The sequence below is a fragment of the Streptomyces sp. MZ04 genome (assembly GCF_004684775.1).
Classification (GTDB): domain Bacteria; phylum Actinomycetota; class Actinomycetes; order Streptomycetales; family Streptomycetaceae; genus Streptomyces.
In genome coordinates, this window is record NZ_SRIC01000179.1 from 1 (window position 1) to 17387 (window position 17387).

Below are 17387 nucleotides of genomic sequence, written 5' to 3' on the forward strand. Positions count from 1 at the left end.
CGTCGGGGGAGGGGTAGAGGACGACTCCGAAGCCGTGTTCGGCGGCGACGCGGGCGGCTCCGGTGTAGACGCGGGCGAAGAATTCGTTGGTGAGGGCGGGGACGACCAGGAGTGCCGTCCTGGTCCGGCCCAGGCGGAGGTTGCGGGCCGCGAGATTGGGCCGGTAGCCGAGCTCGCGGGCGGTGGCGCGGACCCGCTCGGCGGTGCGCTCGGCGACCCGGCCGCGCCATTTCTCGCCGAAGACGAGGGAGACGGTGGCCTGGGACACCCCGGCGGCGCGGGCGACGTCGCGGCTCGTGGGGCGCGGCCCCGCGGTCTCCTGCTGTGGCCCGGCCACTCCTGGTACCTCCCCGGTCGGTGCCGCGGGACGTCAATGAGGTGGACCCGCGATGAGCGCTCATGGTACGTATGACGCTCGACGTTATACGTAAAACCTCGGCGCGTCGGTGCCGGGCGAGGGGCGGGAAGCATGGCTGCCGGATACGCGGAGATCCTCCGGACGAGATACGCCGGGCGGCTGCTCGCCGGCACGCTGGTGGGCCGGCTGCCGAACGCGACGGCCGCGATCGCCATCGTGCTGTTCATCCGCGCCGAGGGCGGGACGTACAGCCTGGCCGGCGGTCTCGCCGCGGTGTACGGCGTCGCCAACGCGGTGGGGCAGCCGCTGCTCGGCCGCCTGGTGGACCTCTACGGACAGCCGCGGATCCAGCTTCCCGCGGCGGTGCTCTCCGCGCTCGGCATGGGGGCCTTCGCGTTCACCGGCCCCGACTCGCTCGGCGCCGCCTATGTGGCGGTGGGCGCGGCCGGACTGTTCACGCCGCCCCTGGAGGGCGGCCTGCGCGCCCTGTGGCCCGGCGTCCTGGGCAAGGAGGAGCAGGTGCACACGGCGTACGCCATGGACGCCATAGCCCAGGAAGTCATGTTCACGGTGGGCCCGTTGCTCATCACCGGCTGCGTCGCGCTCTGGTCGGAGCAGGCCGCGCTGCTCGTCGTGAACGCCATCGGAGTCCTGGGCGCCCTCTCCGTAGTGCTGTCGAAGCCCTCGCGCGCGTGGCGCTCGGCGCCCCGCGAGGCGCACTGGCTCGGCGCGCTGCGCTCCAAGGGGCTGCTCGCGCTGCTCGGCGCGTTCCTCTTCATCGGCATGGCGCTCGGCTCCATCACCGTCGCGGGGGTGTCGTACGCCGACGGGAACGGCGGCGACGCGGTCTACGGCTGGATGATGGCGGCGCTCGGTCTCGGCGCCCTGGTCGGCGGTTCCGTCTACGGGGCGCGGCAGTGGAGCGGCGTACCGGAGAAGCGTCTTACGGTCCTGGTGGCCCTGTTGGCGCTCTGCTACTGGCCGTTGACGCTGACCCCCGGTGCCGTCGCCATGACGGCGCTCACGGCCGTGGCGGGCGTCTTCCTGGCGCCGGCGCTCGCGTGCGCGTTCATCATCGTCGACCGGCACGCCCCGCGCGGCACGGTCACCGAGGCGTTCTCCTGGCTCGTGACCACGTTCACCGTCGGCGCGTCCCTCGGAACGGCCGCCGCGGGCCCGGTCGTCGAGTGGGGCGGGACGGTGTGGGGCTTCGCGCTGCCGGGCTTCGCGGGAGTGGCCGCGCTGCTTGTTCTGCTGGCCACGGGCCGGGTGCTCGCGCTGCCCGTGGATTCGACGGTCGTTGCGGGTTCATCGGAAAATGATCGAAACGGTGCCGTCGAACCCGGTTTCAGTGCAGGGCATAAGGCGTAATGTTCAGTCATGGACCGCCGCATTTTCGGGCTGGAGAACGAGTACGGCGTCACGTGCACGTTTAGGGGGCAGCGCCGTCTGTCACCTGACGAGGTGGCGCGCTACCTCTTCCGCCGTGTTGTGTCATGGGGCCGCAGCAGCAACGTCTTTCTGCGGAACGGCGCCCGCCTCTATCTTGACGTCGGGTCACATCCGGAATACGCGACACCGGAATGTGACAACGTGACCGAGCTGGTCACCCACGACAAAGCGGGCGAGCGCATCCTGGAAGGCCTGCTCGTCGACGCCGAACGCCGCCTGCACGAGGAGGGAATCGCGGGCGACGTCTATCTCTTCAAGAACAACACCGACTCGGCGGGAAACTCCTACGGCTGCCACGAGAACTATCTGGTGGCCCGGCACGGGGAGTTCTCGCGGCTCGCGGACATCCTCATTCCGTTCCTGGTCACCCGGCAGCTGCTGTGCGGCGCGGGCAAGGTGCTGCAGACTCCGCGCGGCGCCGTGTACTGCGTCAGCCAGCGTGCCGAGCACATCTGGGAAGGGGTGTCCTCCGCGACCACCCGCTCCCGGCCGATCATCAACACCCGCGACGAACCGCACGCGGACGCCGAGCGCTACCGCAGGCTCCACGTCATCGTCGGCGACTCGAACATGTCCGAGACGACCATGCTCCTCAAGGTCGGCGCCACCGACCTCGTCCTCCGCATGATCGAGGCGGGCACGGTGATGCGTGACCTGACCCTGGAGAACCCGATCCGGGCCATCCGCGAGGTCAGCCACGACATCACGGGCCGCCGCAAGGTGCGCCTGGCCAGCGGCCGCGAGGCCTCGGCCCTCGAGGTGCAGCGCGAGTACTACGAGAAGGCCGTGGACTTCGTGGAGCGCCGCGGCATCCGTACGGGCACGGTCGAGCAGGTCCTCGAACTGTGGGGCCGCACGCTCGACGCGATCGAGGCCGAGGACCTCGACCGGATCGGCACCGAGATCGACTGGGTCATGAAGTACAAGCTCATCGAGCGGTATCGGGCGAAGAACAACATGACCATGTCGCATCCGCGGGTCGCGCAGATAGACCTCGCCTACCACGACATCCACCGTCGTCGCGGTCTGTACTACCTCCTGGAGCGGAAGGGACAGGCCGCCCGTATCTGCAACGACTTGAAGATCTTCGAGGGCAAGTCCGTGCCCCCGCAGACCACCCGCGCGCGGCTGCGCGGTGACTTCATCCGCCGGGCCCAGGAGCAGCGCCGTGACTTCACGGTCGACTGGGTGCACCTGAAGCTCAACGACCAGGCACAGCGCACCGTGTTGTGCAAGGACCCCTTCCGGTCGGTGGACGACCGGGTGGAGAAACTGATCGCCGGTATGTAAACCCCAGTGACAGGTGGTGCGTTGCGGGAACGCAACGCGGGGCGCCGTACGTTCCTCGTACGGCGCCCTTCTCCATGCGTAGAGTTGCGCGCACGCCAACCGACAAGATCGACCGATACGAGGCCCCCACCGTGCGCCGACGCTCACTTCTCCTTGCCGTTCCGGCCGGCCTGCTCACGCTGGCCGGGTGTGGTGACGACAAGGCCGACAAGGCCAAGTCCAGCGACAGCCCGTCCCCTTCCAACTCGACCTCGGCCGCGCCGACGGCGAAGATCGTGGACGGGCCCGTGCCCGAGATCACGAAGGGGACGAAGTTCGGCCAGAAGCCGACCGTCGCGAAGGGGAACGGCAAGCCGTCCTCCGACCTCGCGGTCAAGACCCTGATCCAGGGCAAGGGGGCCGAGGTCAAGAAGGGCGACTATCTTCAGGCCAACTACCTCGGCCAGATCTGGGCCACGGCGAAGGTCTTCGACAACTCCTACGACCGGGGCAGCCCCACGGTCTTCCCGATCGGCGTCGGCCAGGTCATCCCCGGCTGGGACCAGGCCCTGGTCGGCAAGAAGCTCGACAGCCGAGTGGAGCTCGCCATCCCCCCGAAGCTGGGGTACGGCACGGAGGGCAACAAGCAGGCGGGCATCAAGGGCGACGACACCCTGGTCTTCGTCGTCGACCTGGTGGGCACGTTCAACGCCAAGAGCTCGGCCAAGGGCAAGGAGGTCGCGCAGTCCAACATCGACCTGCCCAAGGTCGGTACGAACACGGACGGCAAGGCCCCCTCGATCGACGTTCCGAAGAAGAAGGACGCCCCCAAGAAGCTCGTCGCGACGTACGTCCTGGAGGGCGACGGCGACGAGGTCAAGGAGACCGACAGTCTCCTGTGCCAGTACAAGGGCGTGCTGTGGGCCGACGGCAAGGAGTTCGACTCCTCGTACAAGAGCGGCCAGCTCGCCCAGTTCCAGCTCGCGCAGGTCGTCAAGGGCTGGGCGCAGGGCCTGACCGGCAAGAAGGTCGGCAGCCGCGTCCTCATCGTCATCCCGCCGGAGCTGGGCTACGGTGACCAGCCGCCGCAGGGCAGCACCATCAAGAAGGACTCGACGCTGGTCTTCTCCGTGGACATCCTCGCGAAGGCGTGACGCCGGGCGAGGATGTAAGACTGTCCGCGCATGACCATCCGTATCAAGCAGGAGCATTTTCGTGAGCATTGACAAGCCCGAGGTCGACTTCCCGGGCGGCGAGCCGCCGGCCGATCTGCAGGTCAAGGACATCTGGGAGGGTGACGGGGCGGTCGCCAAGGCGGGCGACTTCGTCAAGGTCCACTACGTGGGCGTCGCCTTCAGCACCGGCGAGGAGTTCGACGCGAGCTGGAACCGCGGCAACCCGCTGGAGTTCCAGCTGGGTGCCGGCCAGGTCATCCAGGGCTGGGACCAGGGCGTGCAGGGCATGAAGGTCGGTGGCCGGCGCGAGCTGATCATCCCCGCCAAGCTCGCCTACGGCGACCGTGGCGCCGGTGGCGGTCGCATCGCCCCGGGCGAGACGCTGATCTTCGTCTGCGATCTCGTCTCCGTCTGAGCGACGACTCAGCGACGACTGAGGCCACGGTCTGATCAGACCTGCCCACCGAGGGTCCATGCCTGTCCTGGCATGGGCCCTCGGCTTTTGCCACGGCACCCCCGGGCGGTACGGTCGCGGTCGTAGGAACCTTCAAGAAAGGGCGTCGATGGCCATTGCCAAGGCCGAGCGGCTGATGAACCTGGCGCTGTGTCTGCTCGGGACGCGGCGGCCGCTCAGCAAGCGCGAGCTGCGCGAGTCCATCGAGGCCTATCTCGAAGCGGGCTCGGACGACTCCTTCAACCGGATGTTCGAGCGCGACAAGGATGATCTGCGCGAACTCGGCCTGGTCATCGAGACGGTGGAGAACCTCGACGGCGACGTGGGCTATCTCGCCCGCCGCGACAGCAACCGCCTCCCGCCCATCACCATCGACGCCGAGGAGGCCGCCGCGCTCGGTCTCGCGGCCAAGGTCTGGCAGCAGGCCCGCCTCGCCGGAGCCGCCAGCGGCGCCCTGCAGAAGCTGCGCGCCGCAGGCCTTCCCGAGCAGGTCGACCCGTACGAGGCACACAGCGCCCTCGAACCGCGCATCCCCGTGCACGAGGCGTCCTTCGAGCCGCTGATGCTCGCCTGCCGCGACCGCCGCCCCGTCGCCTTCGACTACCGCAAGGCCACCGCGGCCCGCCCCGAGCAGCGGCACGTCGAGCCGTGGGCGCTCGAGTGCTGGCGCGGTCACTGGTATCTGGCGGGCTGGGACCGTGACCGAGGGGCCGAGCGGGTCTTCCGGCTCTCCCGCATCACGGGCAAGGTGCGCTCCCGCGCCGGAAAGTTCACCGCCGACGTCCCCGACGTGGTCACGGTGCGCGAGACCGTGGCGAGCTGGGCGGGGGAGAGCGCCGACCGCTCCGCCCTGATCCGGCTGCGCGCGGGCGCGGGCTATCCGCTGCGGGCCAAGGCCGCCCACATGCGTGAAGTGGGCGAGGGGTGGGACGAGTTGGAGATTCCGTACGGACACGGGCTCGATGCCTGGCTGGTGGAGTTCGGGCCCGATGTGGTGGTCCTGGAGCCCGCCGAACTGCGGGCCGACGTCGTGGACCGGCTGCGCGCCGTGGCCAAGGGCTGAGGGGACGTACGACCATGGCCTCGAACGCCATCGACCAGACCCGGCGGATGCTCTCCCTGGTGACCTATCTGCGCGAGCGCCCCGGCGCCCACGTCAGCGATGTCGCCCGTGCCTTCGGGATCACCCAGGACGAGCTGATCTCCGACCTGGACGTGCTGCCGCTGTGCGGGACCAGCTTCCGCGGCGGTGATCTCCTCGACATCGACACCGACGGCGACCGCATCTGGTGGCACAACCCGGACGACGTGGCGGCCCCCCTGCGGCTCGCCGCCGACGAGGCCACCGCTCTGCTCGTGGCCGCCCGTGCCGTGTCCACGCTGCCGGGGCTGCGCGAGAGCGACCGGCAGGCGCTGCTTCGCGCCACCGCGAAGCTCGAGACCGCGGCCGGCGAGGCCGCCGGGGCCAGCGCGCGGCTCTCGGTCACCTTCGAGTCCGAGGGCGGCGTCTTCGCGGACGTCGACCGCGCCATCTCCGAGCGGCGCCGCCTCTGGCTGCGCTACTACTCGCCCGCGCGTGACGAGCTCACCGAGCGCGAGGTCGACCCGATCCGGCTCTTCGCCGTCGGACACACGTACATGGAGGCGTGGTGCTACCTCTCCGAGGCGCGCCGCACCTTCCGCCTCGACCGGGTCGCCGAGATCCGGATCATGGACGAGCCGTCCGCGCCGCCCGAGGTCGAGCTCCGCGATCTGTCCGAGGGTCTTGTGCAGCCCGCCGCCGAGGACCCCGAAGTGGTCATCGAGGTCGGGCCGGGCGGCCGCTGGGTCGCCGAGTACTACCCGCACGACAGCGCCGAGGAACTCCCCGACGGCGGCCTGCGGATCACGCTGCGCACCCCGGACCCCACCTCGCTGCGCAGGCTCGCGCTCCGGCTCGGCGGCGACGGCCACATCGTCTCCCCGGCGGATCTCGCGGACAGCGCGCGGCAGGCGGCACGCGAGGCCCTCGCGGCCTATGACAGACACCAGGACGGGTCGTACGACAGGCAGGAGCAAGGGCGATGAACACCAGCATCATGTCCGAGATTCCCGAAATGTCGAGAATCGCCCCTGTGTTGTTCAAGGCCGCCTGCCCCGACTGCCGCGCCCGCTTCGAACTCTCCGCGGGCGCCCTGCGGTTGGCCATCGGCGCATCCGCCCGCACCACCTTCTACTCGTTCACCTGCCCCGAGTGCGGGGCCGCGGTGCGCAAGCCCGCGGGCGAGCGCATCGTCGAACTCCTCACCGGCGGCGGGGTGCGGACACTGCGTCTGCACTCGACCGTCTAGGCTCGGCGCATGTTCTGGGCGATGCTGGCGATTGCTGTGGGGTTCTGCGGCCTGGCCGTACTCGGCGTCCTGGCGATCCGGGTCTTCCTGGAGGCGCAGCGCCTGAGCCGTCAAGTGACGGAGACCACACGGCGGATCAATCGCGCGGCGGAGGATCTGGAGGCGGCGGCGACGGGCGTTGCGCGTGCGGGTCGAGATGCCCTATAGAACCGCTGAATCCCGCAGGTGCCGTAGTGGTGCGTATCGACCCCGCGGCCTGTCAACTTCCCTTGTCCGGAAGGTACGCTGCTGAAGCGGCCCGGAGTGCGAGGCGCGGGCCGCGACTGGGAGTACGCACAGGGATTGCCCTGCGTTCACCCCTGAGCGTTACGATCGCTGCCAGCACGGTGGCCGGACAGCAAGTCCGGCCTGTCCGGCAGCCCCGCCCCTGCCGCCTCGGTGAGAAGGTAAAGACCTATGTTCGGAAAGATCGGCGCCCCCGAGATCATTCTCATTCTCGTCGTCATCGTTCTGCTGTTCGGCGCGAAGAAGCTTCCCGACATGGCCCGGTCGCTCGGCAAGTCCGCGCGCATCCTCAAGAGCGAGGCCAAGGCGATGAAGACGGACGGCAAGCAGGACGAAGCCGCCCCGGCCGACCCGCCCGGCGACCCTTCCGCCCAGCAGCGCACCATCCAGGCCGCGCCCGGCGACGTGACCAGCTCGCGCCCGGTCACCGAGCCCACCGACAGCACGACCAAGCGCTGATCCAAGGTCGGCGACGGCCGGCCTGCCGCACGAGATGAGGACGTGGGTTGCTCAAGTCTGCCCGCAAGAAGGAACAGGATCCCGAGGGGCGGATGCCTCTTGCGGAGCACCTGCGTGAGCTCCGCAACCGGCTCGCGAAGGCCGTGCTGGCCATCATCGTCGTCGCGATCGTCGCTGCCTTCTTCTACAAGGACATCATCGAGTTCTTCACGAACCCGATCCTGAGCTCCGTAGGGTGCGACTCCAGCTTCGCCGAGCTGGCGAAGAAGGGCGGGGACGAGACCTGCGCGCGCATCGTGCTGAACGGTCTGATCACGCCGTTCACGCTCGCCCTGAAGATCTCCCTGATGGCCGGTGTGGTGCTCGCGTCGCCGATCTGGCTTTACCAGCTGTGGGCGTTCGTGGCCCCCGGCCTGCACAAGGGCGAGAAGAAGTACGCCTACGCGTTTGTGGGCGCCGGCTTCCCGCTGTTCATGTGCGGTGGGTTCTTCGCGTACAAGACGCTGCCGACGATGGCACGGGTGCTGCTCGACTTCTCACCCGGCGGCGTCGACAACCAGCTGCCGCTGGACGAACTGATCGACCTGGTCACCCGCATGGTGATCGTCTTCGGTCTCTCCTTCGAGCTGCCGCTGCTCCTGGTCATGCTCAACCTCACCGGAGCCATCACCGGCAAGCGGATGCTCGGCTGGTGGCGCGGAATGATCATGGGCATCACGGTCTTCGCGGCCGTGGCGACGCCCAGCACGGACCCGCTGACCATGATCATGCTCGCCGGACCGATCTGGGTGCTGTACTTCGCGGCCACCGCGTTCTCGCTGCTCAATGACCGGCGCAGGGGCAGGATCGCGGCGGCCGGACCGGACGACGACGAGGCCTCCGACCTCGATCTGACGCCCGAGGACGTCGGCGAGATCGAGTCCGTTTCGGCCAGTCGCGCCCTTCCGCAGCAGAGCGGCTCGGACCGGGACCGGGTAAACGGTTTCGACGATGTGACCTGATCTTGTAGGGTCCGGCCGTGACCAGCGAGATCACCCTCTTCGTCAATCCCACCGCGGGCCGCGGCCGGGGCGCCCACGCGGCGCAGCCGGCCGCTTCCGCGTTGCGGGCAGCAGGCTTCTCCGTACGGTCGGTCATCGGCGAGGACTCAGCCGATGCGCTGCGCCGGGCACGGGACGCCGTCGAGGGCGGCACGGGAGCGCTGATCGCCGTCGGCGGCGACGGCATGACGAGCCTCGCACTGCAGGCCGTCGCGCAGACGGACACCCCGCTGGGGGTGATCGCCGTGGGCACCGGCAACGACTTCGCGCGGGCGCTCGGGCTCCCCGTGCGGGACCCGGCGGGCGCCGGGGCGGTCGTCGCCGACGCGCTCGACGCGGGGCGGACCCGCGCCGTCGACCTGGGGCGGGTCGGCAAGACCTGGTTCGGCACCGTGCTCGCGTCCGGCTTCGACTCGCGGGTCAACGACCGGGGCAATCGCATGCGCTGGCCCACCGGGCGCTTCAAGTACGACCTCGCGATGATCGCCGAGCTGGCCGCCTTCAAGACCGTCCCGTACCGGATCACCCTGGACGACGGGGAGGTCCACGAGGTCGACGCGACGCTCATCGCCGTCGGCAACGGATCCTCGTACGGCGGAGGCATGAAGATCTGCGCCCGCGCCGACATGAGCGACGGACTCTTCGACGTCACGGTCGTCGGCGACTGCAGCCGCACGACGCTTCTGAAGGTCTTCCCGCGCGTCTACAAGGGCACGCACCTCGACCACCCCAAGGTCACCGTCCACCGGGCGCGGAAGGTGGAACTGGCGGCCTCGGGCGTGACCGGGTACGCCGACGGGGAGCAGCTGGGGGCGCTGCCGCTGACGGCCGAGTGTGTGGCGGGTGCCGTGCGGATCCTGGTGCCCGAAGGGTCCCCGGGACCGTAAGGCAGATAATGATCGTCCGTTGTCAGTGGTGGCCGGTAGGCTCGAAAGCACGATGACAGAGGACCTCTCACCGGCCGAGCGGTACGCGGCGGCGCGCGAGCGCGCTGCCGAGCAGGCCACCGCACTCGCGGGCTTCCGCGAGATGTACGAATTCGGCCTCGACCCCTTCCAGATCGAGGCCTGCCAGGCACTCGAGGCGGGCAAGGGCGTGCTCGTGGCCGCCCCCACGGGCTCGGGCAAGACGATCGTCGGCGAGTTCGCCGTGCACCTGGCCCTGCTGCAGGGCAAGAAATGCTTCTACACGACGCCGATCAAGGCACTCTCCAACCAGAAGTACGCCGATCTGGCGAAGCGCTACGGCGCGGACAAGGTCGGCCTGCTGACCGGCGACAACAGCGTCAACGCCGATGCCCCGGTGATCGTGATGACCACCGAAGTGCTGCGCAACATGCTGTATTCGGGCTCGCAGTCGCTGCTGAACCTCGGCTATGTGGTGATGGACGAGGTGCACTACCTCTCCGACCGCTTCCGCGGCGCCGTCTGGGAAGAGGTGATCATCCACCTCCAGGAGTCGGTCACGCTGGTCTCCTTGTCGGCGACGGTGTCGAACGCGGAGGAGTTCGGCGACTGGCTGGACACCGTGCGCGGCGACACCCAGGTGATCGTCTCCGAGCACCGGCCCGTGCCGCTGTTCCAGCACGTGCTTGCCGGCCGCCGGATGTACGACCTCTTCGAGGAGGGCGAGGGCCAGAAGAAGACGGTCAACCCCGACCTCACGCGCATGGCGCGGATGGAGGCCAGCCGTTCGTACAACCCGCGCGACCGCCGCAAGGGCAAGATGGTCCGCGAGGCCGACCGTGAGCGCGAGCGCCGACAGCGGTCGCGGATCTGGACGCCCGGCCGCCCCGAGGTCATCGACCGGCTCGACTCCGAGGGCCTGCTGCCCGCCATCACGTTCATCTTCAGCCGCGCGGCCTGCGAGGCCGCCGTGCAGCAGTGTCTGCACGCGGGTCTTCGGCTGAACGACGACGAGGCGCGGATGCAGGTCCGCGAGATCGTCGAGGAGCGCACGGCCGCCATCCCGGACGAGGACCTGCACGTCCTTGGCTACTACGAATGGCTCGAAGGCCTGGAGCGCGGCATCGCGGCGCACCACGCGGGCATGCTGCCCACCTTCAAGGAGGTCGTCGAGGAGCTCTTCGTACGCGGCCTCGTGCGCGCCGTCTTCGCCACCGAGACGCTCGCCCTCGGCATCAACATGCCCGCGCGCAGCGTGGTGTTGGAGAAACTCGTCAAGTGGAACGGCGAGCAGCACGCCGACATCACCCCCGGCGAGTACACGCAGTTGACGGGTCGCGCCGGGCGGCGCGGTATCGACGTCGAGGGCCATGCGGTCGTGCTGTGGCAGCGCGCCATGAGTCCGGAGCACCTCGCGGGGCTCGCCGGCACGCGTACGTACCCGCTGCGGTCCAGCTTCAAGCCGTCGTACAACATGGCGGTGAACCTGACCGAGCAGTTCGGCAGGCACCGCTCGCGCGAGCTGCTCGAGACGTCCTTCGCGCAGTTCCAGGCCGACAAGTCGGTCGTGGGGATTTCGCGGCAGGTGCAGAAGAACGAGGAAGGTCTCGAGGGCTACAAGGCCTCCATGACCTGCCACTTGGGGGACTTCGACGAGTACGCGCGGCTGCGCCGCGAGCTCAAGGACCGGGAGACCGAGCTCGCCAAGCAGGGGGCCAACCAGCGCAGGGCCGCCGCGGCCGCCGCCCTGGAGAAGCTCAAGCCGGGCGATGTCATCCATGTGCCGACGGGCAAGTACGCGGGGCTCGCGCTCGTCCTCGACCCGGGGCTGCCCGCGGGTCGGGTCAACGGCCACCGGGGCTTCGACCACCAGGACGGTCCGCGGCCGCTGGTGCTGACCGCCGAGCGGCAGGTCAAGCGGCTCGCGGCGATGGACTTCCCGGTGCCGGTGGAAGCCCTCGACCGGATGCGGATCCCGAAGTCGTTCAACGCGCGCTCCCCGCAGTCGCGCCGCGACCTGGCCTCCGCGCTGCGCACCAGGGCCGGGCACATCGTGCCCGAGCGGCATCGCAAGGGGCGCGCTGCCGCCGCCGACGACCAGGAGATCGCCCGGCTGCGCGCGGAGTTGCGCGCACACCCCTGCCACGGCTGCGACGAGCGCGAGGACCACGCGCGTTGGGCCGAGCGCTACTACCGCCTGCGGCGGGACACCGTCCAGCTGGAGCGACGCATCGAGGGGCGTACGAACACCATCGCGCGCACCTTCGACCGGATCGTCGCGCTGCTCACCGAGATGGACTACCTCCGCGGTGACGAGGTCACCGAGAACGGCAAGCGGCTCGCCCGGCTGTACGGAGAGCTGGATCTGCTGGCGAGCGAATGCCTGCGGGAAGGTGTGTGGGAGGGGCTCAGCCCGGCCGAACTGGCCGCTTGTGTCTCGGCGTTGGTGTTCGAGGCCCGGATGGCGGACGACGCGCTCGCCCCCAAGCTGCCCTCGGGGAAGGTGAAGGCCTCCCTCGGCGAGATGGTGCGGATCTGGGGGCGGCTCGATGCCCTGGAGGAAGATTTCAAGATCAACCAGGCGGAGGGGGTCGGGCAGCGCGAGCCCGATCTGGGGTTCGCCTGGGCCGCGTACATGTGGGCGTCCGACAAGGGGCTCGACGAGGTTCTGCGGGAGATCGAGATGCCTGCCGGGGACTTTGTGCGGTGGTGCAAGCAGGTGATCGATGTCCTGGGGCAGATTGCGGCGGCGGCGCCCCGCGAGGGTTCTACCGTGGCGAAGAATGCTCGTAAGGCTGTGGATCAGTTGCTGCGGGGGGTTGTGGCTTACAGCTCTGTCGGCTGACGGTGGAGGTGGGTAGGGGGTCTGGGGCTCTGCCTCCAGACCCCCGCCTCCTCAATCGCCGGAGGGGCTGAAAATTACGCCGCCGAGCTCGATCGCGCGGCGTCCCGCTTTGCGACCTCTTCCCGCACGATCGGGATCACATGGCGGCCGAAGTCGATCGCGTCGTCCAAGAGGTCGTAGCCGCGGGCCGAGAGGATGTCGACGCCCAGGTCGTAGTAGTCGAGCAGGGCCTGCGCGACCGTCTCCGGGGTGCCCACCAGGGCCGTGGAGTTGCCGGCGCCGCCGGTCTCCGACGCGGTCGGCGTCCACAGGGCGCGGTCGTGGCGCTCGCCCGAGGCCGCCACCGCCAGGAGGCGCTGCGAGCCCGAGTTCTCGGGGTTCTTCAGCGGGTGGCGGCGGGACAGCGGAGTGCCCGCCTTGCGTGCCTTGATGCGGGCCAGCGTGGCATGCGCCTTCTCCCAGGCCAGCTCCTCGGTCGGCGCGATGATCGGGCGGAACGCCACCTGGATCTTGGGGACGTCGGTGCGGCCCGCGGCCCTCGCCGCCGCCTTCACCGACTCGATCTGCTCGGCGGTCTGCGCCAGGGGCTCGCCCCACAGGCAGTAGATGTCGGCCTCGGCGCCCCCGGCGGCGTACGCGGCGGGCGAGGAACCCCCGAACGAGACGCGCGGATGCGGCTGTTGGACCGGGAAGGTGTCGCTGACGAAGTCCTTGAAGCGGTAGTGCGCGCCCTCGTGGTCGAAGGGCTCGTGCGAGGTCCACGCCTTCTTGATGATCTGGATGGCCTCACGGGTACGCGCGTACCGCTCGTCCTTGGTGAGGAAGTCGCCCTCGCGCTGCTGCTCGTGGTCGTTGCCGCCGGTGATGAAGTGCACCGCGAGGCGGCCGTCGCTGATCCGGTCCAGGGTCGCGAAGGTCTTCGCGGCGAAGGTGGGGTACGAGACGTTCGGGCGGTGCGCGACCAGGATCTGGAGCTTGTCCGTACGGGCCGCTATGTAGGCGGCGGCGGGGGAGGGGTCGGGGGATCCGGATCCGTACGCGAACAGGACGCGGTCCCAGCCGTGGTCCTCGTGGGCTCGGGCGAGCCTGAGCGTGTAGTCCTTGTCGAAGGACGCACCGGAGCGCGCGGTGACTTCGGAGCCTTCGTTGGTCGCTGCGATGCCGAGGAACTCGACGGGCATGGTGGAGCCTCATCTCAACTGGTCGTGGTGTGCGCTGACTTGGAAGCGGTCAGGAGCAACACGACGCGGACCACACGCGACCGAAGTCGATGTGGTCGCGGGTGACCAGCCGGAGCTGAGGGCGCATGCGCCCAGTGGAGCAGCCGTCCATACGGGGCGTCAACCACGGCCGGGCGGTGGTGATTCCCCTCCCGCCGAAGTCCCGCCGAAGCCGTGTCCGCGCATGTTCGACACCATCACTCCACGTGTTCGATTGATCGCCGCGCGTGCAAATGGGGCCGAGTGTATGCCTGTCGGCGAGGCCTCTGCAGGGGGTTGCGGAATATGACTCGGCGATGATTCCGGAGGACTAAGCTCGCCCGGAGCGCGGCGAGTTGAAACGAGTTGCGATAGATTCGCGCGCTTGTTCCCAGATCTGTAGATAGTTCGTATGCGTCTTCCGTTCTCAACTCCCCACAGAATCCCCCCATTTCCCAGTATCACCCCCAATTCCTCCCCCAAAGACGAGTGTTCAGAGGGCATACATGGTGAGTGTTCAATCGCCTCCCGGTGGCCGAGAAGTCCCTTACGCACGTGTGCTGTTGCTGCCGTCCATGCTGATGGCCGCGGCAACCGGAGCCGCCGTCGCGGCGGTCACGGAACCCGCCCGCATCGCGGTCGGCTGGTGCGGTGCGATCGCGACCCTCGTGGTCATCGCGGTCGGCGCCGAGGCGGCGCGCCGCGGCCGGTCCATCCGCGAGAACCAGGCGCAGTACGCACAGCGGCTCGCCTTCCTGGAACGGCGCATCGCATCCCATGACGACGAGACCGTCCGCCTGGGCAGGGAGATCATCCCCGAGGCCGTGTTCCGGCTCCGGCAGGGCGAAGCACCCTCGGAGGTGATCCGTCACCTGGTCGACGGTGACGAGTCCTTCGCCGAACTCCCGGATTCACAGCGGCAGATGCTCCGCAACGTCCTGGACACCCTGGACACCGGAGAGGCGATGCGCGAGTCCTCGCAGCGCGCCTTCGTCAACATCGCCCGGCGCGTCCAGTCCATCGTCCACCAACAGTCCGCGGAACTGCGCGAGATGGAGGAGTTCCACGGCCGCAACCCCGAGGTCTTCGACGACCTGCTGCGCATCGACCACGGCACCGCGCTGATCGGCCGCCTCGCCGACTCGATCACCGTGCTCGGCGGCGCCCGCCCCGGACGCCAATGGCCCAAGCCCGTACCGCTGTACAGCGTGCTGCGCGGCGCCATGTCGCGGATCCTGGAGTACCAGCGCGTCGATCTGCACTCGATCGCCAAGATCGCCATCCGCGGCACCTCGGTCGAACCGCTCATCCACGCCTGCGCCGAACTCCTCGACAACGCCACGCGCTACTCGCCACCGCAGACCCGCGTCCACGTCACGGCCGTCGAGGTGCAGACCGGCATCGCGATCGAGATCGAGGACGGCGGCGTCAGCCTCAGCGAGGAGGCCAGGGCGCGGGCCGAGCGCATGCTCGCCCAGGCCCAGGCCGGCATCGACCTGAACGACCTCGGTGAGACCCCGCGCCTCGGCATGGCCGTCGTGGGCCGGCTCTCGCAGATGTACAACCTGCAGGTCTCGCTGCGGCAGTCCGCGTACGGCGGGGTCCGCGCGGTCCTCATCGTCCCGCGCGAGATGATCAGCACCGGGCCCGCGCCCGGCCTCGCGCACGGCATCGGCGCCTCCGCGGTGCCCCGCGTGAACGCCGATGGCGAGCCCATCAAGGAGCCCCACGGCATCCGGCGCAAGAAGCCCCGCGTCATGACGGCGGGACCGCCGCTCTCGAAGTCACAACTCACCGCGGCCATGGAGGACGACGTCCCCGAGGTCACCGAGTGGACGTCGAACGGCCTGCCGCAGCGCCGCAGCCGGGTCCGCACATCGTTCAGCCAGCGGGTCGCCCAGGAGGCCGAGGACGCGAAGTACGCCGCCCAGGCCGCGCAGTACGCCCAGCCCCCGACGAGCCCGGTCGTACCCGAACCGGTGAAGAAGAAGGAGGAGAAGGAGCCCGGTCTGTGGATCGAGGCCTTCATGAAGGGCGTCAAGGGCGACGAGACCACCGCCGGCGATCCGCCGCCCCCCGGGGACCACACCGAGAACGACCACGGCAACGCCGACAACGCCGACGAGGGGGGCTGGAAGTGATCCAGCAACGGGCCAATTTCGACTGGATGCTCAAGGAGCTCGCCGACGGGGTGCCGCAGACCCGGCAGATCGTGGTGCTCTCCGCGGACGGTCTGCGGATCGCGCGCTACGGCGGCGACCCCGACGGAGCCGACCGGATCGCCGCCGCCTGCGCGGGACTTCAGTCCCTGGCCGCCGCCGTCGCCACCGAGATCCCGCACAGCGAAGGCGGGATGCGCATGGTGATCATCGAGATCGACGGCGGCTACTTCTACATGATGGCCGCGGGCGCCGGTGCCTATCTGGCCGTCCTCGCGGAGGAGACCGTGGACGCGGGCCTCATCGGCAACCGCATGCGGGACCTCGTCGTCCGGATCGGCGCCCATCTGACGAGCCCGCCCCGGCGAGACGGGCAGGCCGTATGACTCCTCCGCAAGGCGACCCTCCTGCCCACCGCGACGACCCTCCCCGGCGTGTACGGCGCAGCCCGGAGAACCCCGAGCGGCTCTACACCATCACGGGCGAGGACACGGAACGGGCGCCGATCGACCTGGTCACCCTGATCGTCGCGCACGGCGAGGCGGCACCCGCGGCGCAGCCGGAGCACTCCGTCGTACTGCGGTTATGCAAACAGCCGCTGTCCGTCGCCGAGCTTTCGGCCTATCTGGCGCTGCCGTTCAGCGTGGTCACGATTCTGCTGACGAGGATGCTCGCCATAGACCTCGTACAGGCGCGCGAGCCGATCGTCCGCTCCACGCTCCCCGATCGTTCCCTCCTCGAAGCGGTGATGCATGGACTTCAGAAACTCTGAGAACACCGACACGATCACCGGACCCAGCAGCGAGGACGTGCTGCCGCACACGGCCGCGGCCGCGGTGAAGGTCGTGATCGTGGGCGGGTTCGGAGTCGGCAAGACGACGATGGTCGGCTCGGTCAGCGAGATCAGGCCGCTGACCACCGAAGAGACCATGACCCAGGCCGGCATCGGCGTGGACGACAACTACGGCTCCGAGTCCAAGACGGCCACGACCGTGGCGATGGACTTCGGCCGGATCAGCATCTCCGAAGAGCTGGTGCTCTATCTGTTCGGCACCCCGGGCCAGGAGCGCTTCTGGTTCCTGTGGAACGGGCTCTTCGAAGGCGCGCTCGGCGCTGTCGTCCTCATCGACACCCGGCGCCTGGAAGTCAGCTTCGACGTGATCGGCCGCCTCGAGGAGCGCGGCGTGCCCTTCGTCGTCGCGGTCAACGACTTTCCCGACGCGCCGCAGCATCCGATCCCGGCGCTGCGCACCGCCCTCGACCTGGACGAGGTGGTGCCGATCGTGAAGTGCGACGCCCGGCAGCGCGCGTCGAGCCGGGACACCTTGCTGACCCTCATGCGGTATCTGCACTCCCTGACCGTGGCCCGCGTCTGACCCCTCATCTCATCCGCAACCCCGGAGCGAAACCACCGTGACGACCCCCTCCCACTCCCACCCCGGCACGGACGACCCATC

The 17387-nt window shown here is 69.3% G+C and carries 18 protein-coding genes; 16 read left to right on the plus strand and 2 right to left on the minus strand.

Features of this window, described 5'->3' with window-relative positions:
- The coding region (locus E2651_RS29045) for a LacI family DNA-binding transcriptional regulator (RefSeq protein ID WP_135334213.1) at positions 1 to 337 on the minus strand (337 nt) is incomplete at its 3' end.
- Positions 338 to 469: 132 nt separating this feature from the next.
- Here E2651_RS29045 and E2651_RS29050 point away from each other — a divergent pair.
- The 12 genes from E2651_RS29050 (at position 470) to E2651_RS29105 (ending at position 12572) form a co-directional block, all read left to right on the plus strand.
- Positions 470 to 1729 (plus strand): MFS transporter, encoded by a 1260-nt coding sequence (locus E2651_RS29050; protein WP_135334214.1) that lies wholly within the window; start codon positions 470 to 472, stop codon positions 1727 to 1729.
- Positions 1730 to 1738: 9 nt separating this feature from the next.
- Positions 1739 to 3100 carry a Pup--protein ligase gene (pafA, locus tag E2651_RS29055; protein ID WP_135334215.1) on the plus strand — a complete coding sequence of 454 codons (1362 nt, stop codon included), beginning with the start codon at positions 1739 to 1741 and terminating at the stop codon, positions 3098 to 3100.
- A 131-nt stretch (positions 3101 to 3231) separates the two neighbouring features.
- Positions 3232 to 4233, plus strand: a complete 1002-nt coding sequence (locus E2651_RS29060) for an FKBP-type peptidyl-prolyl cis-trans isomerase (RefSeq protein WP_135334229.1) — start codon at positions 3232 to 3234, stop codon at positions 4231 to 4233.
- Positions 4234 to 4294: 61 nt separating this feature from the next.
- A complete protein-coding gene (locus tag E2651_RS29065) occupies positions 4295 to 4669 on the plus strand; it encodes an FKBP-type peptidyl-prolyl cis-trans isomerase (RefSeq protein ID WP_135334216.1) in 375 nt (124 codons plus the stop codon).
- Positions 4670 to 4817: 148 nt separating this feature from the next.
- Entirely contained in the window at positions 4818 to 5771 is a 954-nt protein-coding gene (locus E2651_RS29070) for a WYL domain-containing protein (protein WP_135334217.1), read from the plus strand.
- A gap of 14 nt (positions 5772 to 5785) precedes the next feature.
- Entirely contained in the window at positions 5786 to 6775 is a 990-nt protein-coding gene (locus tag E2651_RS29075) for a WYL domain-containing protein (protein ID WP_135334218.1), read from the plus strand.
- Entirely contained in the window at positions 6772 to 7038 is a 267-nt protein-coding gene (locus E2651_RS29080; RefSeq protein WP_245239317.1) for a hypothetical protein, read from the plus strand. The genes E2651_RS29075 and E2651_RS29080 overlap by 4 nt, the downstream gene beginning before the upstream one ends.
- A 9-nt stretch (positions 7039 to 7047) precedes the next feature.
- Positions 7048 to 7245 (plus strand): hypothetical protein, encoded by a 198-nt coding sequence (locus E2651_RS29085; RefSeq protein WP_135334219.1) that lies wholly within the window; start codon positions 7048 to 7050, stop codon positions 7243 to 7245.
- 249 nt (positions 7246 to 7494) lie between these two features.
- A complete protein-coding gene (gene tatA / locus E2651_RS29090; RefSeq protein ID WP_135334220.1) occupies positions 7495 to 7782 on the plus strand; it encodes a Sec-independent protein translocase subunit TatA in 288 nt (95 codons plus the stop codon).
- Positions 7783 to 7829: 47 nt separating this feature from the next.
- Entirely contained in the window at positions 7830 to 8783 is a 954-nt protein-coding gene (gene tatC, locus E2651_RS29095; RefSeq protein WP_135334221.1) for a twin-arginine translocase subunit TatC, read from the plus strand.
- 17 nt (positions 8784 to 8800) lie between these two features.
- Positions 8801 to 9709 carry a diacylglycerol kinase gene (locus E2651_RS29100; RefSeq protein WP_135334222.1) on the plus strand — a complete coding sequence of 303 codons (909 nt, stop codon included), beginning with the start codon at positions 8801 to 8803 and terminating at the stop codon, positions 9707 to 9709.
- 52 nt (positions 9710 to 9761) lie between these two features.
- The gene (locus E2651_RS29105) at positions 9762 to 12572 is read left to right on the plus strand and encodes a DEAD/DEAH box helicase (RefSeq protein ID WP_135334223.1); all 2811 of its coding nucleotides are present in this window, start codon (positions 9762 to 9764) and stop codon (positions 12570 to 12572) included.
- A 74-nt stretch (positions 12573 to 12646) separates the two neighbouring features.
- On the opposite strand, the gene E2651_RS29110 is transcribed toward E2651_RS29105, so the two are convergent.
- The gene (locus E2651_RS29110) at positions 12647 to 13753 is read right to left on the minus strand and encodes an LLM class flavin-dependent oxidoreductase (RefSeq protein WP_135334224.1); all 1107 of its coding nucleotides are present in this window, start codon (positions 13751 to 13753) and stop codon (positions 12647 to 12649) included.
- Positions 13754 to 14277: 524 nt separating this feature from the next.
- Here E2651_RS29110 and E2651_RS29115 point away from each other — a divergent pair.
- The 4 genes from E2651_RS29115 to E2651_RS29130 are packed head-to-tail and all read left to right on the plus strand — an operon-like array spanning position 14278 to position 17306.
- Positions 14278 to 15912 carry an ATP-binding protein gene (locus E2651_RS29115; protein ID WP_135334225.1) on the plus strand — a complete coding sequence of 545 codons (1635 nt, stop codon included), beginning with the start codon at positions 14278 to 14280 and terminating at the stop codon, positions 15910 to 15912.
- The gene (locus E2651_RS29120; protein ID WP_135334226.1) at positions 15909 to 16316 is read left to right on the plus strand and encodes a roadblock/LC7 domain-containing protein; all 408 of its coding nucleotides are present in this window, start codon (positions 15909 to 15911) and stop codon (positions 16314 to 16316) included. The genes E2651_RS29115 and E2651_RS29120 overlap by 4 nt, the downstream gene beginning before the upstream one ends.
- Positions 16313 to 16702 (plus strand): DUF742 domain-containing protein, encoded by a 390-nt coding sequence (locus E2651_RS29125; protein ID WP_135334227.1) that lies wholly within the window; start codon positions 16313 to 16315, stop codon positions 16700 to 16702. Before E2651_RS29120 ends, E2651_RS29125 begins: the two co-directional genes overlap by 4 nt.
- A complete protein-coding gene (locus E2651_RS29130) occupies positions 16683 to 17306 on the plus strand; it encodes an ATP/GTP-binding protein (RefSeq protein ID WP_135334228.1) in 624 nt (207 codons plus the stop codon). The genes E2651_RS29125 and E2651_RS29130 overlap by 20 nt, the downstream gene beginning before the upstream one ends.
- Positions 17307 to 17387: the final 81 nt, after the last annotated feature.